Annotated in this window: 23 protein-coding genes; 6 read left to right on the forward strand and 17 right to left on the reverse strand. The window is 70.4% G+C overall.

Features of this window, described 5'->3' with window-relative positions; translation table 11 throughout:
* Positions 1-3: 3 nt before the first annotated feature.
* On the forward strand, positions 4-414 hold the full coding sequence (locus tag IEZ24_RS16490) for a VanZ family protein (RefSeq protein ID WP_165356111.1): 411 nt from the start codon (positions 4-6) through the stop codon (positions 412-414).
* Here IEZ24_RS16490 and IEZ24_RS16495 read toward each other — a convergent pair.
* A complete protein-coding gene (locus IEZ24_RS16495; RefSeq protein ID WP_129455722.1) occupies positions 389-673 on the reverse strand; it encodes a PqqD family protein in 285 nt (94 codons plus the stop codon). The genes IEZ24_RS16490 and IEZ24_RS16495 overlap by 26 nt on opposite strands.
* Positions 670-1,551, reverse strand: coding sequence for a nucleotidyltransferase family protein (locus IEZ24_RS16500; RefSeq protein ID WP_129455723.1), 882 nt, complete (start codon positions 1,549-1,551; stop codon positions 670-672). Before IEZ24_RS16500 ends, IEZ24_RS16495 begins: the two co-directional genes overlap by 4 nt.
* A gap of 72 nt (positions 1,552-1,623) precedes the next feature.
* Here IEZ24_RS16500 and IEZ24_RS16505 point away from each other — a divergent pair, with 72 nt between their 5' ends.
* Positions 1,624-3,120 (forward strand): polysaccharide biosynthesis tyrosine autokinase, encoded by a 1,497-nt coding sequence (locus tag IEZ24_RS16505; RefSeq protein WP_129455724.1) that lies wholly within the window; start codon positions 1,624-1,626, stop codon positions 3,118-3,120.
* An 8-nt stretch (positions 3,121-3,128) separates the two neighbouring features.
* Here the strand turns inward: IEZ24_RS16505 and IEZ24_RS16510 are convergent, their stop codons facing one another.
* The 7 genes from IEZ24_RS16510 to IEZ24_RS16540 all read right to left on the reverse strand — a co-directional run bounded on the left by IEZ24_RS16510 (position 3,129) and on the right by IEZ24_RS16540 (position 11,935).
* Positions 3,129-4,541, reverse strand: coding sequence for a sugar transferase (locus IEZ24_RS16510; RefSeq protein WP_207206852.1), 1,413 nt, complete (start codon positions 4,539-4,541; stop codon positions 3,129-3,131).
* Between the two features lies 1 nt (position 4,542).
* Positions 4,543-5,664, reverse strand: coding sequence for a glycosyltransferase (locus tag IEZ24_RS16515; protein ID WP_129455725.1), 1,122 nt, complete (start codon positions 5,662-5,664; stop codon positions 4,543-4,545).
* Positions 5,661-6,683: a glycosyltransferase family 4 protein gene (locus tag IEZ24_RS16520; protein ID WP_165356112.1), complete on the reverse strand. Its 1,023-nt coding sequence runs from the start codon at positions 6,681-6,683 to the stop codon at positions 5,661-5,663. The genes IEZ24_RS16515 and IEZ24_RS16520 overlap by 4 nt, the downstream gene beginning before the upstream one ends.
* A complete protein-coding gene (locus IEZ24_RS16525; protein ID WP_165356113.1) occupies positions 6,676-7,872 on the reverse strand; it encodes a hypothetical protein in 1,197 nt (398 codons plus the stop codon). The genes IEZ24_RS16520 and IEZ24_RS16525 overlap by 8 nt, the downstream gene beginning before the upstream one ends.
* Complete coding sequence (locus tag IEZ24_RS16530) at positions 7,827-8,873, reverse strand: glycosyltransferase (RefSeq protein ID WP_242498523.1); 1,047 nt, start codon at positions 8,871-8,873, stop codon at positions 7,827-7,829. Before IEZ24_RS16530 ends, IEZ24_RS16525 begins: the two co-directional genes overlap by 46 nt.
* Positions 8,874-8,914: 41 nt before the next feature.
* The gene (locus tag IEZ24_RS16535; protein ID WP_129455728.1) at positions 8,915-11,188 is read right to left on the reverse strand and encodes an N-acetylneuraminate synthase family protein; all 2,274 of its coding nucleotides are present in this window, start codon (positions 11,186-11,188) and stop codon (positions 8,915-8,917) included.
* 72 nt (positions 11,189-11,260) lie between these two features.
* Entirely contained in the window at positions 11,261-11,935 is a 675-nt protein-coding gene (locus IEZ24_RS16540) for an acylneuraminate cytidylyltransferase family protein (protein ID WP_129455729.1), read from the reverse strand.
* A gap of 233 nt (positions 11,936-12,168) precedes the next feature.
* On the opposite strand from IEZ24_RS16540, the gene IEZ24_RS16545 reads away from it, so the two are divergent.
* Positions 12,169-13,047: a glycosyltransferase family 2 protein gene (locus IEZ24_RS16545; protein ID WP_165356114.1), complete on the forward strand. Its 879-nt coding sequence runs from the start codon at positions 12,169-12,171 to the stop codon at positions 13,045-13,047.
* Positions 13,048-13,062: 15 nt separating this feature from the next.
* On the opposite strand, the gene IEZ24_RS16550 is transcribed toward IEZ24_RS16545, so the two are convergent.
* The 3 genes from IEZ24_RS16550 to IEZ24_RS16560 form a co-directional block, all read right to left on the reverse strand.
* Positions 13,063-13,983 (reverse strand): prephenate dehydrogenase, encoded by a 921-nt coding sequence (locus IEZ24_RS16550; RefSeq protein ID WP_207206853.1) that lies wholly within the window; start codon positions 13,981-13,983, stop codon positions 13,063-13,065.
* Positions 13,984-14,078: 95 nt separating this feature from the next.
* A complete protein-coding gene (locus IEZ24_RS16555) occupies positions 14,079-15,083 on the reverse strand; it encodes a CgeB family protein (protein WP_129455732.1) in 1,005 nt (334 codons plus the stop codon).
* A complete protein-coding gene (locus IEZ24_RS16560; RefSeq protein WP_129455733.1) occupies positions 15,080-15,973 on the reverse strand; it encodes a glycosyltransferase family 2 protein in 894 nt (297 codons plus the stop codon). The genes IEZ24_RS16555 and IEZ24_RS16560 overlap by 4 nt, the downstream gene beginning before the upstream one ends.
* 291 nt (positions 15,974-16,264) lie before the next feature.
* On the opposite strand from IEZ24_RS16560, the gene IEZ24_RS16565 reads away from it, so the two are divergent.
* From IEZ24_RS16565 to IEZ24_RS16575, 3 genes are read left to right on the forward strand one after another with little or no spacing between them, the layout of a single operon-like run.
* Positions 16,265-16,891 (forward strand): alpha-1,2-fucosyltransferase, encoded by a 627-nt coding sequence (locus tag IEZ24_RS16565; RefSeq protein WP_165356115.1) that lies wholly within the window; start codon positions 16,265-16,267, stop codon positions 16,889-16,891.
* Positions 16,884-17,726, forward strand: a complete 843-nt coding sequence (locus IEZ24_RS16570) for a hypothetical protein (RefSeq protein WP_129455735.1) — start codon at positions 16,884-16,886, stop codon at positions 17,724-17,726. The genes IEZ24_RS16565 and IEZ24_RS16570 overlap by 8 nt, the downstream gene beginning before the upstream one ends.
* 8 nt (positions 17,727-17,734) lie before the next feature.
* Positions 17,735-19,543, forward strand: coding sequence for an ABC transporter ATP-binding protein (locus IEZ24_RS16575; RefSeq protein ID WP_165356116.1), 1,809 nt, complete (start codon positions 17,735-17,737; stop codon positions 19,541-19,543).
* Positions 19,544-19,633: 90 nt separating this feature from the next.
* Here the strand turns inward: IEZ24_RS16575 and IEZ24_RS16580 are convergent, their stop codons facing one another.
* The 5 genes from IEZ24_RS16580 to IEZ24_RS16600 all read right to left on the reverse strand — a co-directional run bounded on the left by IEZ24_RS16580 (position 19,634) and on the right by IEZ24_RS16600 (position 24,104).
* Positions 19,634-20,584, reverse strand: coding sequence for a glycosyltransferase family 2 protein (locus IEZ24_RS16580; RefSeq protein ID WP_129455737.1), 951 nt, complete (start codon positions 20,582-20,584; stop codon positions 19,634-19,636).
* The gene (locus IEZ24_RS16585) at positions 20,577-21,533 is read right to left on the reverse strand and encodes a glycosyltransferase family 2 protein (RefSeq protein ID WP_165356117.1); all 957 of its coding nucleotides are present in this window, start codon (positions 21,531-21,533) and stop codon (positions 20,577-20,579) included. Before IEZ24_RS16585 ends, IEZ24_RS16580 begins: the two co-directional genes overlap by 8 nt.
* Before the next feature lie 73 nt (positions 21,534-21,606).
* Positions 21,607-22,560 carry a glycosyltransferase family 2 protein gene (locus IEZ24_RS16590; protein ID WP_165356118.1) on the reverse strand — a complete coding sequence of 318 codons (954 nt, stop codon included), beginning with the start codon at positions 22,558-22,560 and terminating at the stop codon, positions 21,607-21,609.
* A 26-nt stretch (positions 22,561-22,586) separates the two neighbouring features.
* Entirely contained in the window at positions 22,587-23,582 is a 996-nt protein-coding gene (locus tag IEZ24_RS16595; RefSeq protein ID WP_129455739.1) for a TlpA family protein disulfide reductase, read from the reverse strand.
* Positions 23,583-23,618: 36 nt separating this feature from the next.
* Positions 23,619-24,104, reverse strand: a complete 486-nt coding sequence (locus IEZ24_RS16600) for a DUF1707 SHOCT-like domain-containing protein (protein WP_129455740.1) — start codon at positions 24,102-24,104, stop codon at positions 23,619-23,621.
* Between the last annotated feature and the right edge of the window lie 76 nt (positions 24,105-24,180).

Raw genomic sequence — 24,180 nt, forward strand, 5'->3', positions numbered from 1 at the left:
GACGTGGGGTGGAGGGGCGAACGACGGGTGCTGGTCGGCGTCGCGCTCGGCTACGTCGTGGGGCTGGCGGTCCTGGTCGGCGGCCCGTGGGGCTGGGCCCTCAACCGCTTCACGGTCGCCTGCTACGTCTGGTTCAGGTACGACTGGCCGATCGCGCCCGACTGGGTCACCCCGGAGCACTACGGTGTGCTCCTCAACGTGCTGCTCTTCGTCCCGCTCGGGGCGTTGTTCGTGCTGCTGACGCGGCGGCCGTGGTGGCAGGCGACGGTGGTCGCGGCGGCCGGGTCCCTCGCGATCGAGGCGGTGCAGTGGCGGTGGCTCGACCGGCAGGGCACGTGGAGCGACGTCGGGGCCAACACCCTCGGCGCGGCGATCGGCGCGCTGGCGGTCAGTCTTCTCGCGCGACGCCGATGATGACGAGCTGGTCGACGAGCGTCTCCACGTCCTCGCGGATCTCCTCGGGGCCGGTGCCCGACATGGCGGCGGCGGCGGTGACGACCTCGTCGAGGGTGCCGCCATCGGCGAGCGCGAGCCACACCACGCACCCGGAGCCCTCGAGCAGGATGGGCGGCCCCTTCGGGAGCCGGGTGAGGTAGGCGGTCGGCGTCTCCCCGCCGTCGAGCTCCTCCTCGCTCACCCACGCGACGTCGTCGGCGATCCGGTAGCGCGTCACGACCGCCGCCACCTCCTCGTGGCCCCCTTCGCGGCCCTGCTCGACACCTCGGCGACCGCCCGCCTGACGCGCAGGCGCTGCCGCTCGCGCACCTCGTCGCGGGTGGGCGTGCGGCCCAGCTCCATCCGCAGGTGGTCGCGGTTGACCCGCGTCGCGGCGGTCACCAGCGCCGCTTTCGCACGCAGGGTCGGCGCGGCCGCGAGCCGCGCACGCCACTCGTCGAGGCGGGTCCCGCCCTCGCTGAAGTAGCGCCAGAGCAGGTACGACGGGTCGCCGCGGTGGAGCTCGAGCTCCCCGATGCCGGCGGCGAGGGCGACCTCGGCCCCCAGCTCGGCGGCCAGCCGGCGTACGGCGTCCTGCTCCTCCGGCTCGGCACCCGCCCAGGCGTGGTCGGCGTCGGCCGTCCCGCCGGACCGCGCGGAGTGGAGGACCAGGATCAGCCGCTGGGAGGTGCGGTCGGGCACCGGGCACGGCCTGTGGGCGATCTGGCGGTGCACGAGGGTGCGCGCGAGCACGGCGTACGCCTCCTCGGCGTCGATGGTGACGCCCGGCCAGCTGGTGTGGACGTCGACCCACCCCCAGTCGTCGTGCCACCAGTTGGCGGCGTGCGCGAACGCGGACCCGGTCGAGAAGTCGGTGCGCTGCTCGAAGCCGACGGACTCCAGCGCCTCGACCAGGCGGGCGAGGTGGCTCGGGCGGACCAGGACGTCGACGTCGCTGGACTGCCGGCCCTCGGCCCGCAGGCCCGGGAGGACGGCCGGGCCCTTGAGGTGGAGGAGGTCGACGTCGCGGTCGTCGGCGAGCTTCTGCACGACGGCGTGGGCGAGGTGGACGCGCGCGGCGATCGGGGCCGCCCGGCCCTCCCGGTGCTCGTCCATGGGCACATGGTGCCAGCCTGAGTGTCGCGCTTCCGGGTAGATGGACCGGTCCGACGTCCTACACTCGCGAGCATGACGTTCGGGGACTTCGTCCGGCTGAGCCGCGCCTATGTGTGGGTGCTGATCGGCTGCACGGTCCTCGGCGCGGTGCTGATGGCCGCCTGGACCACGCGCGAGCCCGTGCTCTACTCGGCCACCTCCTCGGGACTGGTGACCGTCGGCAACGCGACGACCGCCGGTGAGGAGCAGGGCAACGCCCAGCTCGCCGAGGACAAGGCGGTGCTCTACGCCTTCCTCGTCTCCACCACCCCGGTGGCCGAGAAGGTCGTGGAGGACCTCGGCCTGGACGTGCCGCCGAGCGCCATCGCGGGTCGCTTCTCGGCGTCGGTCGACGCCAGCGTGAACGCCCTGACGGTGACCGCGATCGGCAGCACTCCGGAGGAGGCGCGCGACCTGGCCAGCGCCGTCGTCGACGCCGTCGTGGTCTATGCCCAGGAGGTCGAGACCGGTGAGGAGAGCCCGCGCGAGGCCCCGCTGACGCGCATCGTCCCGGTCGAGCAGGCGCAGCTGCCCACGGCGCCGTTCAGCCCGGACTACCCCAGCGCGGCGTTGAAGGGAGCGCTCGGTGGTCTCGCCCTGGCCTACGCGGTGCTCATCGGGCGCCGCCTCATCGACCGCCGCATCCGCTCGGCCAAGCACGTCGAGGAGGCCACGGGCGCCGCGGTGCTGGGGATCATCCCCAAGGAGGACTCGCTCGGCCGTACGCACCGTGGGGTCCGCGGCGACCTGGGCCGGGCGGCGGAGGCCTTCCGCCAGCTGCGCACCAACCTGCGCTTCGTCGACGTCGACAACGAGCCGCGCCGCATCGTGGTGACCTCCGCCCTCGCCGGCGAGGGCAAGTCGACGGTCTCGGCCAACATCGCGCGCCTGGTCGCGCACGCCGGCACCCCCGTGCTCCTGATCGACGCCGACCTGCGCCGGCCGATGCTCGCCACGACGTTCGACATCGACGGCGCCGTCGGCCTCACCCAGGCGCTGGCCGGCGACGTGGAGGTCCGCGACGTGATCGTCGAGTCGGGCATGGCCAACCTCAGCCTGCTCCCCGCCGGACGCATCCCGCCCAACCCGAGCGAGCTGCTCGGCTCGCTGCGGATGAAGCAGTTCATCGACGAGCTCTCCCACGACTACTTCGTCATCCTCGACGCGCCGCCCCTGCTCCCGGTCACCGACGCGGGCCTGCTCTCGGCGTTCTGCGACGGCGCGCTGCTCGTCCAGGCGGCCGGCAAGACGCAGATCGAGCAGAGCCAGCACTGCCGCCGCATCCTCGACCAGGTCGGCAGCCGGCTCCTCGGCGTCGTGCTCAACAAGGCCCCGGTCAAGGGCGCCGCAGCCATCGCCTACGGCGGCGGCTACGGCGGCTACGGGGGATACCAGGCGGAGTACGCCTCGCAGGAGGCGGACGCCACGGCCGGCAAGGGCTGGCGCAAGAAGGCCGACAAGGGCGACAAGGCCGCCGACGCCGAGCAGGCCGAGGCTGCGGCCGAGGCGGAGAAGGCCGCCAGGTCCTGACCCGGTGGTCAGTACGCGCCGCGGCTGGCCAGCACGGCGGTGACCGTGCGCGCCAGGATCAGCAGGTCCTGCACCATCGACCAGTTGTCGACGTAGTAGAGGTCGAGGCGGACGGTGTCCTCCCACGACAGGTCGGAGCGCCCGGACACCTGCCAGAGTCCGGTCATGCCGGGCATCACGTTGAGGCGGCGCAGCATGTCGTCCTCGTACTGCTCGACCTCGGTGGGCAGCGGCGGGCGGGGACCCACCAGGCTCATCTCGCCGCGCACCACGTTCCACAGCTGGGGCAGCTCGTCGAGGGAGAAGCGCCGGATGAACCGGCCGGGCCGGGTGACGCGCGGGTCCTGGGTGCTCTTGAAGAGGACGTGGTCGCGAGCCTCGAGCTCGGCGAGCCGGTCCTCGGCGTCGATCGACATCGAGCGCAGCTTGAGGCAGGTGAACTCGGCACCCTGACGCCCGACGCGGACCTGCCGGAACAGCGCGGGGCCGCCGTCGTGGAGCCTGATCCAGAGCATGAGGGCGAGGAGGACCGGCCAGACGAGGGCCAGGACGGCCAGCGAGCCGAACAGGTCGAAGGCGCGCTTGGCGTCGTTGGTGGCCAGCTGCGAGCGCGAGCGCCCCAGGTGCATCAGCGGCAGTCCGGCGACCGGACGGATCCGTACCCGCTCGCTGGAGACGTCGGTGACGTTGGGGGCGACGATGATCTGGACGTGCGCGTGGTCCTCGAGGTCCCAGGCGAGGCGGCGCAGCGCGGTGGAGGACTTCACCGCGCCCGCGGTGAAGAACACGATGTCGGGCGAGAACTCGTCGACGACCGCGCGAACGTCCTCGATGAGCCCGAGGACCGGGACGCCCGCGGAGATGGTCTCCGGCCCGGCGTGGACGGCCGGCACCAGGCACCCCATCACCTGGTATCCGAGCCAGGACTCGCGGGCCAGCACCTGGTGGATCTCGGCGATGTAGATCGGGCTGCCGACGAGCAGCACCTTGGAGTTGAGGTGCCCGGCGCTCCTGAGCCGCTGGATGACCCGTCTGCTGACCAGCCGCCCGAGGAGGAGCGTCATGACGCCGAGGGGGAAGTAGAGGACGAAGAAGCCGCGGGAGAGCGGGTACTGCATGAGGTAGGCCATGGTCGCGACGAGCGCGGCCGTGAAGACCGACGCGTTGACGACCTGCTTGAACTCCTCGGTGCCGGCACCGATCACGTCCAGCTCGTAGGCGCCGAAGTAGACGAGCATGACCAGCCACGTCCCGAGGAAGAAGACGCTGGCGAGGGCGGTGTTCTCGAGGATGTCGCCCGCGGTGGCGAAGATCGGGAGGGTCATCCGGAAGCGGATGGCGAGGACGGTCGCCAGCGCGATCATGACGAGGTCGACGCCGCCGAGCAGCCACGGGAGCAGCCGGGAGCCTTCGGGACGCACGTCAGGCCACCGTTCCTTCCCCCAGAGCAATCGTGCGGATCCTGTCGATGAACCGGGCCTCGCCGAACTCCTCGGCCCGGGCCCGCAGTCTTGCACCGTCCCAGCCGTGCCGGTCGGAAACGTCGAGGGCCACCGCGATCTGGTCCGGGTCGGGGCGGTCGAAGAACACCCCGGTCTCGCCCTCCAGGACGGTCTCGAGGAACCCGCCGCCGCGCAGGGCCACGGCGGGGACGCCGAAGGCGGCGGCCTCCAGGGGGGCCAGGCCGAAGTCCTCGTGGCTCGCGGCGACGAGGACGCCCGCCCCGGCGTACACGCCGCGCAGCTGCGCGTCGGGGAGGCCGCCGAGGATGCGGACGTTGTCGGGGAGCGTCGCGCGCAGCCGGGACTCCTCCGGACCGCGGCCCACCACGACCAGGCGGCGCTCGGTGCCGCGGACGGCCTCGATGACGGCGTCGACGTTCTTGTAGGGCAGCAACCGCGAGACCACGAGCGCGTAGCCGGGCTCCCACCCGTCCAGCTCGGGCACCGGCTCGGTCGGGGCGGAGGCGTCCATGCCGTGCGGCGGGGGCAGCAGCTCGGCGTCGCGGCCGTACGTCGCGCGGATGCGCTGCTGCACGACGCGGCTGTTGGCGAGGTAGACGTCGACCTGGTCCGCCCGGCGCCGGTCCCAGCGCTTGAGGACGGGGCGCATCGCCAGCAGCGGCGGGCCCACGGGGGAGCGCCAGGCGGCGCCGCCGAGGTACTCGTCGGTCTGGTAGAGCCAGCGGGCCGGGTTGTGGCAGTAGACGACCGTGCGGGTCCGGTCGCCGGTCTCGAAGCCGTGGGCCCAGCCGCTGCTCGACGCCACCACGACGTCGGCGTCGACGCGCATCCGTGAGGCGGCCGGGGCCAGCAGCGGGAGGGCGAGCCGGTGGTCGCGGCGGAGGGGGGCGAGCCGGTTGAGGGGGGACGTACGGACGTCGGCGTCGGCGAAGTCGGGATAGGTGGCGTCGGGGTCGTAGAGGGTGGTGTGCAGGGGCGCGTCGGGGAAGGCGCGCATGAGCGTGAGGACGACGCGCTCGGCGCCGCCACGCTGGGTGAGGTAGTCGTGGGCGATCGCCACGGGTGGCCGGTGGGTGCTCATGTGATCCCCAGGTCCGTGAGCAGGGCCTCGACCCGCAGCCGGCCGGCCCGCGGCGAGTACTGCTCCTCCCAGCGCCGGCGGGCGCGCCCGGTCACGTCGCGCACCTCCTCCGGGGTGGCTCGGAGCGCTCGCTCGAGGACCCGGGCCAGGTCGTCGGCGTCGCCGGCGCGGGCGACCCACGGGTGGTCGGGGCCCGCCACCTCGGGCAGGGCGCCGGCGGCGGAGATGACGAAGGGGACGCCGGCCGCCATGGCCTCGGCGACCACGAGGCCGAAGGGCTCGGGCCAGACGCTCGGGAACACGACGACGTCGACGCGGCGGAACAGGTCGGCGGGGCTGGTGTGCCCGAGGCGTACGGCGCGCGGGCCGAGGCCGGCGAGCGCGTGCTCGACGGTGCGCACGTCCGCCTCCGCGACGTAGCGCGAGTCGCCGGCGAGGAGGAGGTCGCCCGCGACGGCCGCGCGGGCGACGGCACGCACGAGGACGTCGACCCCCTTGTCGGTCGAGATCCTGCCGAGGTAGCCGACGGCGCCGGTCCGCACGGCGGGCCGGTCGAGGGTGGGGAGGTCGGAGGTCCAGTTGGCGTGCGCGCGGCTGCCACTCACCCGTCCCGCCATGTCCGACGACGGCACGAGGGTGGCCAGCGCCCCCCGGCGTGCGACGCGGGCCGCGACCGCCTGCGCCCGGCCGCGGGGGTCCTGGTGGAGGTGGACGATGCGCCGCGGGTGGCCGGCGGTCGCCAGGGCGGGCACGAGCCCGTGGCACCACAGGACGCCGTCGCGCTCCGTACGGTCCCAGGCGCGGAGCCGCTGGAGGTGGTCGCGGCGGCCGTCGGCGCGGATCGCCACCACGTCCGCGCCGACGCCGGCGGCGGCGTCGAGGACCTCGGTGGGGGAGTCCGCGGCCACGACCGTCACCGGGTGGCCGAGGTCGAGCAGGGCCTCGGCGTGGCGCAGCAGCACCTGCTCACCGCCGCCCAGGTCGGGGTTGTTGGCGGCGAGGTGGATCCGCTCAGGCATCGGCCACGGCCTCCGGTGGTGGCCGCAGCGACTGGCCGAGGGCGAAGCCGACCGCGATCGCCGTGGGGGTGTCGAGAAGCACCTCGCCGAGGGTGATCGCCATGACCGCCGCGCCGATGAGGGCGGCCTGTGCTCCCGCGGCCGCGAGGTCGCCTGCGCGCGAGTGCCGCGAGACGACGAGGAAGGCGAAGGCCACCAGGCCGAGCACGAGGAGGAGCGCGATCCAGCCGCCCTCCTGGCGGACGGCGAGATAGCTGTTGTGGAAGAAGAACTCGAGGTCGCGGACCTCGACCCGCGCCGTGCCGGGACCGTTGCCGTACCACGGGGCATCGGCGAGCTCGACCCGCTCCTGCGCGATGATCCGCTCCCGCAGGGAGTCGCTTCCGGACCGGTCCGAGAACGGGCCGTAGAGGACGAGGTCCTCCGGGATGTTGTCGACCAGCCAGACGAGCGCGGCCGCGACCGCGGCGCCGCCCGCGGCACCCAGACGCCGTCCGGCGAACAGCCAGAAGATCGCGAACGCGCCCGCCAGCAGCCCGGTCCGCGAGAAGCAGAGCACCAGGCCGGCCAGGAGCGGCACGGCCAGGGCGACGCGCACCTTCCACCGGTCGTCGGCGAAGACCACGGCGAGGACGCCGAGGACGGCGATGAAGAAGGCGCCGGCGTTGGGGTCGCCGAGGAAGCCGGTCAGCCGGCCGGGATAGGTGTCGCCTCCGATGCCGGCCAGGGCGAGCGCGATGACGGCGACCAGCCCGGCGCCGAGGCCCGCGCCGGCGGACCGCAGCGAGACCCGGCCGGTGCCGAGGGCCCAGACCAGGCCGGCCAGGACGACGACGTGGCCCACGCGCCGCGCCCAGTCGACGTCGTTGGCCTGGCCCGAGTAGAGCAGGAGCGCGAGGAGGGCGCCGAGGGCGAGCACCACCACCTCGTGCAGCCGGGCCCCGCCCCGGGCCGGCCGGAACAGGCTCAGGCCGACCAGGGCCGCCATGGCGAGCTCGTTGACCGGCAGCCCTGCGACCTCGACGGTGCGGAAGGGGAGGACGGCCATCAGCAGGAAGTCGGTCGCCCGGATCTCGCGGTCCGCCAGGTCGGCGCGGAGGACGGTCCGGTCCGGCAGGTTCCACGGGGTGTCGATCCGGCCCATCAGCCCGCCCCTGCCGAGGCGTACGTCGCCGCGATCCGGGCGCACATGTCCTCCACCGTCGGCCAGTCCCCCAGGGTCGGGCGGGCGGTGACGTCGAGGCCCTGGACGGCGAGCGCGGCTGCGACGGCCGCGGTGTCGTCGGCGTCCACGAGCGAGGTCGGCGGCAGGATCTCCGGGTTGCCGCCCACGTCGCTCGCGACGACGCCCATCCCGCGGGTGGCGGCGTCCAGCAGGGCGTACGAGCAGTTCTCCCAGACCGACAGCATGGCCAGCACGTCGTGCTCGGCCATCGCCCGCTCGGCGTCGAGGTGGCCGGGCAGGGCGACGGCGTCGCCGAGGCCGAGGCGGTCGACCTGCGCGCGCAGCGCCCCCTCCTCGGGGCCGGTGCCCGCCAGCGTCAAGCGGGCCTCGGAGTGGTCGCGGCGGAGCACGGCGAAGGCGTCGAGTAGGTCGGGGAGCCGCTTCTCCGGAGCGAGCCGCGCCAGTGACAGGATGCGCAGGCCGGGCTGCGGCGCGTCGTGCGGTGGTCGGGGTGCGAGCGGAGCGAGCCTCGCGACCATCTCCACCCCGTTGGGGACGACGACCGGCGGCACCCGCGGGCGCCACTTCTCGACCATCGCGTCGGCCGTGGCGCGACTGACCGCGATCACGGCGTCGAAGCGGCGCAGGCGCGCGGTGTGGACGGCTGCCATCGCCCGGGTGCGGGCCGACGAGCGGTGGTAGACGGTGTCGTCGCGGGCGATGCCGTGCTCGGTGGTCACCAGCCGCTGACCGCGCCCGGCGGCGAGGGCGACGACGATGTCGGCGTACGCCAGGTGGCTGTGCACCACGGCCGGACGGAGGGTGCGTACGACGTGGCACAGGCTGGCGGTCGAGGCGCGCAGCCCGTGGTCGGGGCCGAACGGCCGCTCGAGCACGGCGGCGCCCGCGTCGCGCAGCCGCGCGGGCAGGTCGCCGGGCGGTGCCAGGACCACCAGTCGCCAGCCGGGGATGCCGGCGCGGGCGACGTCGAGGACGTGCCGGGCCACCCCAGCGAGGTCGCTCACCGGGACCACCCACAGTGCCGTCGGTGGGGCAGCGGGCTGGCTCAGAACCATTGCTCCAGCCGCTCGAGGGCGATCCAGAAGCCCTCGCCGTCGTTGACGTGCCCCTGCCAGATCTCGGGGATGAAGCTCACGCCCGGCGCCAGCACCTCGAGCTGCTTGGCCAGCACCGCCCAGTCGATCTCGCCGTCGCCGACCTGGACGCCCTCGCCGTCGACGCCGGTCGCGTCGACGAGGTGGAGGTGCTCGGTGTGCGGCGCGAGGAGGTCGGTCGCCTCGGAGAAGGACATGCCGAGGTAGTTGGCCGAGAGCTTGGAGTGGGAGACGTCGAAGCAGAGCCGGCGGTCGTAGCGCTCGGCGAACTCCGCGGTGTCGCGCGGGTCGACGAAGAGGTTGCAGTAGAGCTGGCCGCCCATGTACCAGGGGTAGGGCGGCAGCGTCTGCGCGCAGAGCCGGACGCCGGAGTCGTCGACGCGGGCGAGACCGGCGGCCACCCGGGCGTACATCGCCTCGCGCTGCTCGGGGCGGACGAACGCGTCGGTGGTGAAGCCGCCGAGGCTGGCCACGACGACCGGGCCCTCGGCGTCGGCCTTGGCGTCCGCGCCGCGGGTGAAGTGCTGCTGCATCTCGCGGGTGGTGTCGACGACGCGCTGGAGCTCGCGGATCGAGCGCTCCCAGTGGTCGTCGTCCTCGGAGGCGAGGTTGAGCAGGAAGTCCCCGGCGAACAGGTCGGGCGAGTGGGTGGTGAAGCCCATCGGCAGGCCGCCGTCGTACTTCGCGAAGACGTCGGCGACCGGCAGGTCGAGGTCCTTGTAGGAGAAGTGGAACTCGAGGAAGTCCGGGGTGGTGTCCTTCGTCATGGCGTCGATGTCGTGGTAGCGGACGGCCAGGCCCCACGGGCGGTCGAAGTCGTAGGCCCGCCCGCGCGGGGCGGCGTCGCCGAGGTCGGTGGCGTAGAAGAAGTCGCCGGCGTCGAGCGCGCGCGTGGTCGTACGCCCCACGAGCCGGTCGTAGGCGTTGGGCTGGAGGCCGCGGCCGGGGCTCTTGATGTCGATGTCGGCGTCGGTGAGGGTCTCGCCGACCTCGATGCGGCGGGCCGCGACGAGGGACTTGGCCAGGTTGACGCGGTTCATCATCTCGCCGGTGGAGACCGCGCGCGGCGCGGACGTGCCGAGGGCCTCCTCGACCTCGCGGACGCGCTGGACCATCTCCTTGAACTCGCCGGGGAGCAGGCTGACCTTGTGGTCGTTGCCCTCGAGGTCGCGGTCGACGGTGAAGTGCTTCTCGATGATGCGGGCGCCCAGGGCCACCGCGGCCAGCGCGACGTGGAACCCGCGCTCGTGCCCGGAGTAGCCGACGGGCGCCTGGGTGAGCTCGGCGAGCCGGGTCAGGTAGGCGAGGTTGACGTCCTTGAACGGCGCCGGGTAGGTCGACTGGCAGTGCAGGAAGGCGTGGGCGACCCCGGTGCCGCGGATCAGGTCGACGGTCTCGCGGATCTCGCCCTCGGTGGACATGCCGGTCGAGATCACCATCGGCGTGCCGCTGGCGGCCATGTGGCGCAGCAGCGCGTGGTTGGTCATGTCGGCCGAGGCGACCTTGAGCGAGGTGATCCCGTAGTCGACGAGGCGGTCGACGCTGACGGGGTCCCACGCCGTGCACATCACGTCGATGCCGACGTCGCGACAGTGGTCGAAGACCTCGAAGAGGCCGTCGGCGCCGAGGTCGTACTTGGCGAGGAGGTCGAGGGTGTACTGCGGGCCGAGGTCCTCTCCGCCGGAGCCGGAGGAGCCCTGGCGGTAGAGCGAGTCCATGTCGCGCAGCTGGAACTTCACGACGTCGGCACCGGCCTCGACGGACAGGTCGACGAGCTGCTTGGCGAGCCCGACCTCGCCCTGGTGGTTGATCCCGATCTCGCTGATCATCAGCGCCGGCGCGTCGGGCGCGACGACGTGGCGCCCGATCCGGAGCTCGTCGGCCCGGTTGATCGCGATCGCGACGAGGTGGCCCCGGTCGTCGACGAGCGCGACGTGGTCGATGCCGGACCCGAACGCGTGCGAGATCTCGGCCGGGCTGCTGCCGATCGGCAGGCTGCGCGGGGAGGTGTTGGCCGCCTCGATCGCAGGTACGTCGGTGGTGAGGGTGGCGGCAGCGCTGACCCAGCGCCGGAAGTCGCCGTCCGACAGCACCCCGTCGAGGTGACCGTGCGAGTCGACGAGGAAGATCACGCGCGCCTTGTTGGCGGTGATCTTCTCCAGGGCACGCAGGACCGGGTCGCCCGAGTAGACGACGTACGGCGTGAGGTCACGCTCGATGATCAAGGCGGAGGCCTTCCCTGGGAGTACGTACCCGACCACGGTATCCAGCGGATCGCCATGGCGTGGGCAGTCCGCTCAACGAGCAGTCAACAACCTCGCGGCCAGCGCCACGTCGAGCTCGGTGTCGATGTCGATGCCCTCGTCCTCGGCCATCACGAACAGCCCGATGCGGCCGCCGAGCCGGTTGTCGTGGCGCTCGTAGATCTCGGTCCGGGTGACGTAGAGCGAGCCCGTCTCGCGGTAGCGGCGGGTCTGGTCGGTCAGGTCCTGCCGCCGCGGGCGTGCTGCGACGTCGTACGCCGCGGTCGGCGGGTCGCCGGCCTGCCAGATGAACGGCGGCTGCTCGACGACGCCGACCATCGAGTCCACGCCGGTGTCTGCGAACTCGGCGAGGGCACGCCCGAGGGTGTCGCCGTGCCGGACAGGGGAGGTCGCCTGGAGCAGCATGACGGCGTCGGGTCGCCCGCGCTCGGCGCTCACCTGGTCGATGGCGTGCCGTACGACCGGCTCGGTCGGGGTGGTGTCCTGGGCGAGCTCGGCCGGCCGCAGCCACGGCACGCGGGCGCCGGCGCCCCGGGCCACGTCGGCGATCTCCTCGTCGTCGGTCGAGACGACGACGTCGAGGCCGGGGGTCGCGAGGGCCTGCTCGATCGTCCAGACGATGAGCGGCTTGCCGCCCACGTCGAGCAGGTTCTTGCGGGGGACGCCCTTGGAGCCGCCCCGGGCCGGGATCACGCAGAGGGTGCTCATCGGTCACTCTGTCGGTCGAACCCGTCCAAGATTCCGGGTGACGATGGTCGGAACCCGGACGGAAGGAGGGCGGGCGCTTCGCGGGGGGACATAGGTTCCACGCTCTCAGAGTCCGTCCGCGATCATGCGGATTCCGGATTCATGGCCGACGGCTTGTCGTGAACGAGCGTGCTCCAGCCCGGATCACGATAACGTCCCACGTCGTGCCTCCGACGCCGCCTAGTCTTTCGGTGGTGCTGATCGTGCTCAACGGCGCGCAGTGGATCGCGGCTCAACTCGACGCGCTCGCCCTGCAGCGCGAAGCGCCTGAAGCATGGGAAGTGGTGGTCTCGGACAACGGCTCCACTGACGGGACGCAAACGCTGGTGATGTCCTACGGGGACTCGTTCCCCGTGCCGCTGCGACTGGTGGACGCGAGCAGCGCTCCCGGCGTCAGTCATGCACGAAATGTGGGCGCGTCCGCGGCCGAGGGCCATGTCCTGCTCTTCTGCGACTGCGACGACATCGTCTCCGACACCTGGGTTCGAGACGGCTACTCCGCACTGCAGACGCACGTCTGCGTCGTGGGCACAAGTCGGGTCCTCGAGCACCCGCACAACACGTCATCGGAGGTCCTCAACCCCGACGGTCTCGTGGGACGGGGGATCCATGGATGCAACTTCGGCGTTCGTCGTGACGTCTACTTCGCGGTCGGTGGATTCGATGAGAGCCTTCCGCCGTATGGCTGTGACGACTCCGAGTTCTCGATCCGACTGCGACAGGCCGGACACGCGATCGAGCCGGCGGACGGAATGGTTCTCTACTTCCGTAGGACGACGGGTGTGCGTCGCACGCTGCGAAAGGTCTATCTGTCGGCCATAGCCGAGACGGTCGTGTGGCAGCGGCATCCCACGATCTATGGCTCAAGGCTCACCCGGCGAGCCATCCTGGGTGACTTGATGGTCTGGCCGATCCATGCGGTTCGAAGAGTCGCAGCAGAGCGGCGGATCAACAGGGACCTCGCACGTTCGGCCGTGACCGCATGGGCACACGTGGTCGGCTACCTGACGTGGACACGCACCCGCCGTGCCGGGGAGGCCCGTCTTGTCTTCCGTCCGCTCGATCTCGACTGAGACCGAAGGGATCGGTCAGGCTGACAGTGCCTGACGGATCGCGACGGCGATGTTCGCCGCCGGCTCGAACGCGGGTCGCTCGGGCATCGGTGTAGGCGACGCTCCCAACCGATGCATGCCGTACCTCTCCCAGAACTCCCCGAGCCATGAGGGCGGTCTTGGGAAGGCCACCCAGGCGTCTCGCCCTTGCGCTGCCGCCTCGATGACGCCGGTCGAGAAGACACTCACCACTGGCCCAGCCAAGCGGGCGAGCGGGGTCGATCCGTCAACCGTGATCGCCTTTCGGCGGAAGCCGTCGTGGGTCAGCCGCGAGAGCAGGTCGCACTCGGAGGGGTGCGGACGGTAGACGGCCTCGTTCGAGAGGCAGAACGTTGCTGCTGCATGCGCCAGGCGCGGACGGGGCAGCTCGGCCGCGTGCATCTGGCCGAGGTAGGTCAGTCGCGTGTCGGCATCGGCCCCTGGTCGCTGGTCGGTTGCCTGCCACAAGAGCTGGCTCCCCACCACCTGGTGGTCGACGTCTGGTCGACCGGACGCCCAAAAGGCCGCGTCGGCCGCGCTCCAGGCGAGCAGGTGCGCACCCGCAGGCAACGGAGGCGCGTACGGGGTGAGGGCGCCGTGCTGCACCACGACCGATCGCACCCCCACGGAGCTCGCCCATCGGTGCGCGAGCTCGCCGCGCGGCAGGTAGTGGCCGAGTGAGACGACGGCACCCACCCCACGGAGGCTGTCGGGGAGGTCGATGCCGACACGCTGCTGCTTCAGTGGTGCGCGGCCGTCGATATCAGGCGCCGGCCCGGGCGCCAGGACCGCGACGGGCACGTCGAGGCGTGCCAGAGGCTCGACGAGCGCCGCGTGGCTGGTGGGCGAGGACGAGTCGAGCGCCACGAGCAACCGGGGCTCGGGGTCGTAGGTCGTGAGCACGAACGCCTCGGGCACCTGTCCGGTTCCCGGCCGGATCGCGTGGCGAATCTGCCGCAAGCGGTGCCGGGACCGCTGCCACCTCTGCCACGCAGCAAGGTCATTGGGGTGGATCAGGCCCATGCATCCTCCAGCAACGGGATGCGGTGGTCGAAGGTGTGTTCGGCAAGCGTCCGGCTGCGACCTCGTTCGGCGATCGCGCGCGCCCAGGTGCGGTCGGCGCGTGCCCGCTCGCAGAGGCCGGCCAGATCGTCGACGTCGGTGAACACCAGGACCTCGCGGCCGGGTTCGTAGAGCGTGTCCACGTCAGGGCGGTCGATGAGCTGGAGGGACCCGGTTCCCGGCAGTTCGAAGGTCCGCATGGTGAAGCCGTCCTGGTTGGTGTGGGAGTTGAGCGCTGCGACGGCGCCCGCCGTCAACCCGTAGGCGGTCGGGCGGTCCACCCCTCGCGCCGACGGCACGTCCGGGCGGCTCAGCTCCCACGTACGCGCCCGGTCAACCGGGTGGCGCGACCAGTCGCGGCCGTACGCCCGGACCGGCACACCGCGCTCGTGCAGGCCGAGCAGCAGCCGCGTGCGGTCGGGGTAGCGGGCGCCGATGAAGACGACCTCGTCACCGGGCGCCGGGGTGAACGGGATGGTGTGGTCGAAGGCATCGAGCACGTGCCCGGCCCGGAGCCCGCGTTCGCGGAGGGCGGCTACGTCCTGAGGTGAGTACGACACGATGGAGGGCCGGGACGCGAGGACGTCGTCGTCGAGGTCCATCCGGGCGAGCTCGTCGTAGAGCCAGAGCAGCTGGCGGGCGCCCGAGGCGTCGAGCGCCTCCCAATAGTCGGCGCCGAGAGCGTCACCCTTGACCGTGACGACGACGTCGGGCCGCCCGGCAACAACGGCCGCGACGGCACGCGCGGTCAGCGTTCGCTTGCGGGCGAGCTCGCCCGATCTCGAGCCGAACCGGCTCGGCAGCTCGTGGACGAGCTTGGTGCGCACCTTTGAAGCCAAGGTCTCGTTGGCGTCGTACGCATGGAGGATCACGTCATGGCCCACCCGTCGCAGGGCTCCAGCGATGGATTCGCCGTAGCCGTGGAAGGCGGGGGCGACGAGGAGGACCCGAGTCATCCAAGCCCTCGCCTCGTGCGCAGGAGCGCCAGCTCGGAGCGAAAGGTCGACAGCGGCTGGCTGTCCCGTCCAGCCATGGCCCGCGCGATGTTCCAGAACAGGTTGGCGGCTGATGCGGTGATGAGTGCGGCCCTGAGACGGCGTTCGGCGATTGGGCCGCCCCACTTGTGGGCGTAAGCCAGTCGCGACTCCACCAGCCACCGTCGGCGGTCCGGCGACGGCGTCGACCCGCCCCCCTCGTGAACGATGTGAGGCTCTTCCACGACGACCGATCGGATGCCAGATGACCTGAGGCGGCGTTGCAGGTCGACTTCTTCGGCGTTCATGTGGAAGCGCTCGTCGAAGCCGCCCACGGCTCGGAACGGCTCGACGGGCAACAGGAGTGCGGCGCCGATGACCCAGTCCACAACTGCGGTGCGACCCAGTGCCGAGGTGTCGTGACCCACGGCCTCGTGCAGGCGGGGTCGGAGCCGGACGAGCGGGTGCAGCCACTCCACCACCTGATGTGCGACTGTCGGGAAGTGGCGGCCCACCCACTCGTTCGTGCCAGCACGGCTGACCACGCGAGGGCTCACGACTGCCGGAAGCCATGGTTCTGCGGCTTCGAGAAGGTCGGTCACGAATCGTGGCCCGACAGTGACATCACTGTTCAGGACGAGTGCCAAGTCACCCGACGCTTCGGCAACGCCCGAGTTGACCGCCGCGCCGAACCCACCGTTGGTCGGCCGACGTTTCAGCCTTACGCCTGCCATGGCGGGGAAGGGGGACGGTGACGCGTCATCGACGACGATGACCTCGTCGACTCCATCCTGAGCGAGAAGCTGCTGCACCAGATGAGTGGTCGGTCGAGAGTCGCCGAAGTGGGGAATCACCACCGAAAGCCGGGGCATGCTGACATGCTAACGACGGGACGTCGCCCGGATGGGCGATCGCCCACTTCGCAATGCTTGCTCGAGACAGGAAGTTCAACGGTTGTGCCGGGCCCAAGTGACTCCATGCGCGCGGCTCTGATCGGTCTTGTCCGCCGTGGGTCCCGGACCGTCCTCTGGGGTACTGATGTCGCGGGATTCGCGAACAACCTGTATCTCTGGCTCTGCGCTGCAACATCACAGCGCTCCGGCGACGCCACGTATGTCCTTCGGCGAGAAGGGATGGCCACCTGGCTGAAGCAGATGCCAGCCGTGGACGAGTTCCTCACGATCGACAAGCAGCACGTGCGTTTCGTCGACCAGCGCGACCTGGGTCACCACCAGGTGTACGGCGTGGACTTTGGTGCTGTCGACCTGCGGCGGTTCATCGAGGAATTCCTTCTACCTTCTCCGCTACTCCAAGGTCTGCCCCGCGACGACGATCCCAGGCGAGTCGTCCTGAACGTTCGGCGCGGCGACTACTACAGCGATCCGGTGTACCGCGGTCAGTACTCGTTCGACATCGTCGAGTACGTTCGCTCCGCCTTGGAGGTCGCCCGACGTCAACATCCAGTGGACAGTGTCCACGTGGTGAGCGATGACATCGGGTGGTGCCGGGACCGATTGGGCTGGTTGTCGACCGACAGCACCACGACATTTGCGGAGCCCGGACAACCTGTGAATCATTTTCGGGAGGTGGCCGGCGCCTCCAGGTTGATCCTCGCCAACTCGACGTTCTCCTACTGGGCGGCGTACGTGAGCAACGTCGTCCACGGGACGGATCCGGCAAGAGTCATAGCCCCGTGGTTTCACAACAGGCTCTCGCGCCACGGTGCCGCTTGGCAGCTCGATCCGCGCTGGACCGTGATCAAGGAGATCCGAGGGGGCTGGGATGCGTGAGCACGTGCGGTTCGCACTCCTGCGCTTCTTCCGGCGCTACGCACGGCCCGTGTTGGGGCCGGGCATGCTGTGGATGAACACAGCGGGCAGCCACGGCTACCACCGAGCGAGGCCGGCGGACGTGCCAGTGACGGCGTACTGCGTCTACCGATCGACCAACGCGGACGCAGTAGCGACACTCGTTGACGGGCTGCCCAGTGGGTCGCTCGTCCACCTGCACGCGCTGGACCGAGTGGCTCCGATCCTCGATCAGTTCACCAGGGAGATTGGTCCGGGAGCGCGCATCCCTCTGCTCCAGAACCTTCTCGACAAGTATCCACCCGTGCTCGAACAGCACGTCGTGATCGCCGACGACGACGTCACGTTCATCGGCACGGGCGCACGGCGATTCCCCGGACTCGGTGTTCTGGCTGAGTTCGACATCTGCCAGCCGGCGCACACGCCCGACAGCGAGCACAGCTTCCGCGTAACTCGTGCTGAGCCGCTCAGCACGGCGAGAGAGACCACATTCGTCGAGGTCGGACCAGTCGTTCTCCTGTCCCCGAAGGCGCAAGCTCTCGTCCTCCCATTTCCCGAGGATGCTCAGATGGGGTGGGGCCTAGATGTGCAGTGGTCAGGGTTGCGGCGTAACGGTTTGCGATTGGGCGTCATAGACGCGACGCCCGTGCATCACTTCGGGCGTGTGGCAGCTGACTACGACACTGGTCCCGAGGCGGAGGTCAACGCTCGTTATCTCCGCGAGGCCGAGGTTGCGTCCGTACACGATCTAGCGCACAACACCGGCCGCACGTGGCGTCCGTGGCAGCGTGCACCGCGATGGACGGGCGAGCGATGAAGGTGGCTATGCCGGTCACGCTGCTTCGCCGCGTGCTGCCTCCGGGCTCGGGCGTGCTCTTCAGTGAAGGCACACGATGGCGTCTCGTCCTGGCAGCCGCTGGAGCTGTGCTTGTCGCCATGCTGGACATGCTGGGTGTGGCTGCGCTGCTGCCACTCATGCAGATCCTGACTGACCGGCCACGGAGCGAGGGCGCTCTTGGTGTGGTGGTTGCGGTGGTGGGTGAGAACCGCAGCGATCAGTGGGTTGCGGTCTTCGTCAGCCTGGTGATGGTCGGGGCTTTCGTCCTGAAAGGGGTTCTCACGATCTGCTTCAGGTGGTGGCAGCTGGGCTTCCTGGCGAAGGAACAGGTGCGCACCAGCTCTCGCCTGATGCGCGGGTATCTCGCGGCTCCCTACGAGAAGTTCACTCAGCGAACGACGGCCGAGCTGCTGCGAACCATGGGGGACGCTGTCGGACAGACGTACGGACAGGTCGTCCTCGGTTCGCTCAGCGCGGCCACCGAAGCTCTCACCATCCTCGCGATGGTCGGCTTGCTGCTGCTGACCAGTCCTGGTCCTGCGGCGTTGGCAGTTGCCTACTTCGCTGTGTCGGCGTTCTGGCTCAGCAGGGTTGTCAAACGACACGCCGCTGAGGCGGGCGAACAGGTGCTTCAGGAGTCGACGGTGGCGTTCCGTGCCGTCCTGCACTCCATGGGCGGCGCCAAGGAGATCATGGTGCGACGGAACGCGGAGACGTTCGTCGGTCACTATGCCGAGGCTCAGACGAGGCTCGCGTCGGCGAAGCGCCGATTCGCGTTCACCGGCGAGTTCCCCAAGTACGCGCTCGAGATCATCTTCGTCGTCGGTGTCGCACTGATGACCATCGCCACCTTCAGCGTGGAAGGACCCCAGGACGGGCTGACGACACTGGCTGTCTTCGTGGCCGCAGGAACTCGCGTGATCCCGTGTCTCTCACGCCTCATGGCGGGCCTCGTGGCTGTGCGGTTCGGGTTACCGGGACTCCGACTGGTTGTAGATGACGTACATCATTACGTCTTGCCCCATGAGGGCGAGAGGCGCAGCTCGCCGCTCGACCCTCGCGACGGCACCTGGGCAGCAGACATCGAACTGCACGACGTGGGGTTTGCCTATGAGGGAGCGGACCAAGTGCTGAGCGGCATCAACGTGCGCGTCCCAAGGGGTACGACTCTGGCCATCGTTGGAGCAAGCGGTGCTGGCAAGACCACGTTGGTCGACCTCCTGCTCGGGTTGCTGGCACCGACGTCTGGCCGCATCACAGTCGGTGGTCGGGACATCAGAGAAGACCTTGAGGGCTGGCAGCGCCAGATAGGGCTGGTGCCTCAGCTGGTGTACATCATCGAGGACACACTGCGGAACAACGTCATCTTCGGGATGCCAGCGGACGACGATCGCGTGTGGGACTGTCTTCGGCAGGCGCACCTCGAGGAGTTCGTGCGATCTCTCCCAGATGGCCTGGACACCGAACTGGGTGACAGGGGATCCCGCATCAGCGGCGGACAGGCGCAGCGTCTGGGCATCGCTCGCGCGCTGTACCTACGCCCGTCCGTCATCGTGCTGGATGAGGCGACATCCGCTCTGGACAACGAGACCGAGCGATCGGTGTCAGAAGCCATGGCTTCCTTGCACGGAGAGGTGACCCTGGTGGTGGTCGCCCACCGGCTGTCAACTGTTCGACATGCCGACAAGATCGTGATGCTGGTCGATGGTGAGGTGGATGGCGTAGGTACGTTCGATGAGCTGAAGGCGGCCAGCTCGCGGTTTGCGAGGCTGGTCGAGCTGGGTCGACTTGAGTGAAGGTACGACGAGTCATCCAGGCGAAGGCTGCCGGCGGCAAGACCCCTGGCCCAGAATGTTCGTCAGGCGACTGAACCCAGGCCGCAGACCTCACCCCGCCAGAAGGTCAGCCGGGTCCCACGTCGACCAGACGCCCGGACGCACAGACACCATGGGACCTGCAGCCTGATGGTCCAGCAGGGGCACCGGACGCCCCGTTCGCAAGTCAGACCAGATGTCGGCGATGGCGTCGTCGTCAAGCCCGCTTGCTCGTCGCCAGTGGGGTGCGATGTTCCCCGACTTGCCAGCTGCGACAGCAGCGGCCGCCCCCTGTCGCACTTTGCGCGCGACCTGACTCTGACTGCGGTACACGGCATGTGCAATGTGTATCCCGTGTGCGTGCGCACCGACCCGCGCGGCTGAGTGGTTGCCCACGCCGAGCACCAGCCAGGGGTGGGTGCGTGCGGCTACCTTTCCAGGGAAGGTGGGCGTCGCGTCGAGCACGTACTCGGTCTCTACATCGATCGGGCCGTCGCCGGACGGCACCATCGAGTGCCATGCGGCATGCACGACGGTCGCGGTGTCTTGCCTCCGCAGCAGGTCCGCGAGCAATTCGTCCTTGGCGAACCAGAACTCATCGGCGTCGAACGGTACTACCCACCGGGCGCCGCGCTGTCGCGCGATGTGCGCAAGGTAGGACATCTTCTCGGCCTGGTAGTAGCGGGGTTCGTCGTCTCGCCCGACATGGAGCCGGGGATCCCGTGCGGACAGCTCCGCCAGTATCCGCGGGGTTGCGTCCCTGGATCGATTGTCCACCACCAGCACGTGATCCAGACCTTGGTCCAACAGGTGTTGCACGGTCAGGCCGATGATGTCGGCCTCGTCTCGCACCATCGCGATGCCCCAGACCTCGTCCCGCTGCGAGGGTTCGGGCAGGTCCGGCAGGGTGATCCCGCGATTGGATCGCCACTGCTCGACCCATCGTTGCGGTCGTCTGTACTCGCGCAACGCCCAGCTCAGCTGACCGATCTCACTCCTGATCCGCGACTTCACGTCAGGCATGGGAGCGGAGCTCCTCAGGCCACCTTGACCAGGAGAAGGGGTTTCCGTACAAGGCCGCACCAGGTTCGGGGGACCAACTCAGACCGTCGATTGGGCGACCGTGGATGATCTCGCTCCACACTGTGTTCAGGCCGTCGTCGCTCATTCCGCCGAAGCGGCGCCAGTGAGTACCGACGTTGTCATCCACGTCGATGCCCGAGAATGCCGCCCGCCCCTGACGCAACTTCCGGCCAAGCTGCTCGCGACTGCGCCACGGGACGTGGACGATGCGGAAGGTGGTGTCGATTCGGCCCGGTCGAGAGACCCAGTGGTTGCCGGTGTCGAGGAGGGCAAGCCGCGATGCTCGGTACGCGACCTTCCTCAGACTGTGAGGAGCGCGTTCAATTCGGAATGAACCGGGCTCGCCAGAAACAGGGAACGCATTGTGGATGTCGGCTCGAGCGACCTTCGCCGAGGTTGCTCGCAGGGAGTCAGCCAATGACGCTGACTGCCCGAACCACAGCTCGTCGGCGTCGAACGGGATGATCCAACCAGCGCCTCGGCGCGCTGCGTACCGCCCGAGGAGCGTCATCTTCGCCTGCTGGTAGTAGGCAGGTTCGGTGTCGCGCGCCAAGATCACGCGCTTGTCGCGAAGACCCAGCAACAAGTCAACGGTCTCGTCAGAGGAGCCGTTGTCTGCGACAAGGACCCGGTCTACGCCCTGGGCGAGCAGGTGTCCCACCGTCTGGGTGAGGATGTCGGCTTCGTTCTTCACCATCGTTACTGCCCAGATCGCGCCGGTCGCATCTGGTCCGTAGCTGCTTCGGGGGAGCTGAAGACCTCTCTGGGCGCGACGCATGGCCATCCGATGCTCATGCTGTCGTAGGTGCGTGATCTGGTGCGCCACCGCGCCGCGCACCGAGAGGCCATCCACGAGCCGTGAAGACGTCGTGGTCGGGTCTGGAGTCATGTGCCGATCTTCTCTGTCCAAGGCGGGCTGGAGGGGTACGGGTCGCGAGCTCTGCATCGACCCTTCCGCCATGTCACGTCACGCTCCTGATCCATTCCGTCTCGCCATGCCGCACGCCGGCCTCAGCCGCAGCTTCGACAGCCAAGGCGACCATCTTGCCCTGAATCAAACGAGGCGACCGGGACAGCGCTCGGTCGACCCCTCGACCGAGGCGCGCTGCATCTTCCGCCGTGCCAATGCTGCGCGCGACCGCCATGACCAACCAGCGCCAGGCTCCACCGCCTGCAGGCTCTGGCAACGCACCTGAATGCCGGTCGCGGAAGGCTCGTATCGACGCGCCGGAGATGAAGGCCCGCGCTACCCGGGACTCTGCGTCTGCGGCAGGCCCGCGGTGCTCGATCTCGAGATCGGGGTCGATGACGATCTCCACTCCGGAACGAGCCAGACGCAGCCCGAGCTCGGAGTCCTCGCGGTAGGTCATGGTCGGGTCGAAGCCGCCGACCGCTTCGTACGCCGCCTTCGGCACCGAGTTGCACGCCGCCCAGTGGAGCCACCGCTGCTCGGGCGGGCGTGCGTACGCCTGGGCGATCAGGCGGTGGTTGGCGGGCCTCCCGTACGCGCTGGCGTAGGGCGTGTCATCGAACACGTCGCGGGTGAGCGAGACGACACCGAGTGGCGGGGCGTCCGCGGGACGCGCCCGGTGGCGGGCCAGATGAGCAGCGAGGAAGCCGGGTCTGGGCGTGAGGTCGTCGTCGCAGCGGAGCACGATCTCCCCGCGCGCCGCCTGGTAGCCCGCGGAGAGGGCAGCGGACACCCCGTCGCCACCGGCTCGCTCGACGATCCTCAACGGCACGCGGTCGGCGTACGTCTCGACGACCTCGCGGCTCCCGTCGATGTCCCCGTCGAGGACGAAGAGGACCTCCCACGGCTCGTCGACCTGCTGGGCGGCGAGTGCGTCGAGCAGGACCGGTAGCCGTGTCGCACCGCCGCGAGTGGGCACGACGACGGACAGGGCGAGATCGGGCACCCGCCGATCGTAGGTGGCCTGCGCGTTCACTCGGCCGGGCTCGGCTGCTCCGTGAGCACGCCGAAGACGTCCTCCACGAACGCAGCCACCTCGTCCTCCCCGTCCACCGGCCCTCCTGCGAGATAGCCGTCGGCCCCGAGCAGGACCGCGGCGGGCGCGGCGACGGAGAAGACACGACGGACGTTGAGCTCCGGCTCCCAGGCGGCGAGGTCGTACGCGTGCTCGCCTGCTGCGCGCGCCGAGGCCTCGTCCGGGTAGATCGCGACGACACCCACGACCGGCGCGAGGCGGGCTGCCCAGTCGTCCAGCTTCTCCGCGGTGCGTACGCACGGGCCGCACCCGGGATTGAGGACGACGAGGAGCCGGGCCTGGGCGGCGGCGAGCTGGGCGATGCTCGTGGTCGTCCCATCGTGCAGGGTGAGGGCGCCGTACGGGGTGGCCTGGCGCTCGTAGTCGAGAAGGTCCTCGTCGGCCGACGCGGTGGGGCCGGCGCTCGCCGGAGCACCGACCACCAGGACCGCGACCGTCGCTGCGGCGGCTGCGGCCGCGAGCGCCCACCAGCCCGCGACGTCCAGCGCGCCGAGCGCCGACGGCACCGACCCGCCGTCGAGGGCGAACCACACGACCACGGCGGCGAGCGCGGTCAGGAGCACGTTGCGGGCGAGGGTCGTGGTGTCCACGTCGTGCCGGCCGAGGGTGCCGAAGCACGAGCACGTCACCGGCTCGTCGAAGGTCAGCGCCCGCGCGACCAGCGCGGCGTAGGCCAGCATCAGCAGCAGGACCACCACGGCGACCGGCACCAGCCAGCCGGACGGAGTCACGAGCAGCAGGGCCGCGGCGGCGATCTCCACCCAGGGCAGGGCCGGCGCAGCGACGTCGGCCGGCACGATCGCCGGCACCCGGAGCGCGGTGAAGGCGTCCCGGGTCGCGCGGCGGTCCCGGAGCTTGGCGACCCCGCTCGTGAGCAGCACGGCCACGAGGGTCAGCACGACCACGAGTGCGGCGACGGGTGCCTGCGACATGTGCGAAACCGTACGGCTCTGGCGAGGTGACCCCCGTCAGTGCCTCGGGTGCGCCCAGCGGTAGAGCGCGATCAGGCCGGGAAGGAAGACCACCAGCAGCACGATCCCGAAGACCCTCTCGCCGACGCCTTCGCCGAACAGCACGAACAGCGAGCCGCCGAGGACGAACGGTGACGTGAGCAGCCCGACGATCCAGAAGACCAGCCGGGGGAGGAACCCACGCTGGGGACGCTGGGCCCACAGCGCTGACGTCCCGGTCGGGGTGAGTCCGGCGAGCACGTCCTCGAGGTCGCCGTGCGTACGGGCCGTGAGGGCGCGCGAGGTGCGCTCGTCGAGGTCGGCCGGGGTGAGGCGTCCCTGGCTGAAGGCCCTGTTGAGCAGGTCGCAGACCCGCTCCCGCTCGGCGTCGGACGCCAGCGTCGCCTCGCGGGCCGCCTCGGCGCGGTCGCGGGCTGCCATCCACATGCGCATGGCCTCGTCGCCGGGGCCGGACCCGGGAGTGGCGCCGCTGGGGGTGGTCATGCGGCTCAGGGTAGGTGCTCGTCCCGCGGCACCGCGGCACTTCGGAGGGAACAACCCCGCTCGATCCGCTGTTGTC

Source organism: Nocardioides ganghwensis, assembly GCF_014779655.1.
Classification (GTDB): domain Bacteria; phylum Actinomycetota; class Actinomycetes; order Propionibacteriales; family Nocardioidaceae; genus Nocardioides; species Nocardioides ganghwensis.

Bases quoted from the DNA above. Each gene is read 5' to 3' on its own strand.
- IEZ24_RS16500 (WP_129455723.1), bottom strand. From the start codon at position 1,551: ATGGACGAGCACCGGGAGGGCCGGGCGGCCCCGATCGCCGCGCGCGTC.
- IEZ24_RS16505 (WP_129455724.1), top strand. From the start codon at position 1,624: ATGACGTTCGGGGACTTCGTCCGGCTGAGCCGCGCCTATGTGTGGGTG.
- IEZ24_RS16515 (WP_129455725.1), bottom strand. From the start codon at position 5,664: ATGAGCACCCACCGGCCACCCGTGGCGATCGCCCACGACTACCTCACC.
- IEZ24_RS16520 (WP_165356112.1), bottom strand. From the start codon at position 6,683: ATGCCTGAGCGGATCCACCTCGCCGCCAACAACCCCGACCTGGGCGGC.
- IEZ24_RS16540 (WP_129455729.1), bottom strand. From the start codon at position 11,935: ATGAGCACCCTCTGCGTGATCCCGGCCCGGGGCGGCTCCAAGGGCGTC.
- IEZ24_RS16555 (WP_129455732.1), bottom strand. From the start codon at position 15,083: ATGACTCGGGTCCTCCTCGTCGCCCCCGCCTTCCACGGCTACGGCGAA.
- IEZ24_RS16560 (WP_129455733.1), bottom strand. From the start codon at position 15,973: ATGCCCCGGCTTTCGGTGGTGATTCCCCACTTCGGCGACTCTCGACCG.
- IEZ24_RS16570 (WP_129455735.1), top strand. From the start codon at position 16,884: ATGCGTGAGCACGTGCGGTTCGCACTCCTGCGCTTCTTCCGGCGCTAC.
- IEZ24_RS16575 (WP_165356116.1), top strand. From the start codon at position 17,735: ATGCCGGTCACGCTGCTTCGCCGCGTGCTGCCTCCGGGCTCGGGCGTG.
- IEZ24_RS16580 (WP_129455737.1), bottom strand. From the start codon at position 20,584: ATGCCTGACGTGAAGTCGCGGATCAGGAGTGAGATCGGTCAGCTGAGC.
- IEZ24_RS16585 (WP_165356117.1), bottom strand. From the start codon at position 21,533: ATGACTCCAGACCCGACCACGACGTCTTCACGGCTCGTGGATGGCCTC.
- IEZ24_RS16595 (WP_129455739.1), bottom strand. From the start codon at position 23,582: ATGTCGCAGGCACCCGTCGCCGCACTCGTGGTCGTGCTGACCCTCGTG.
- IEZ24_RS16600 (WP_129455740.1), bottom strand. From the start codon at position 24,104: ATGACCACCCCCAGCGGCGCCACTCCCGGGTCCGGCCCCGGCGACGAG.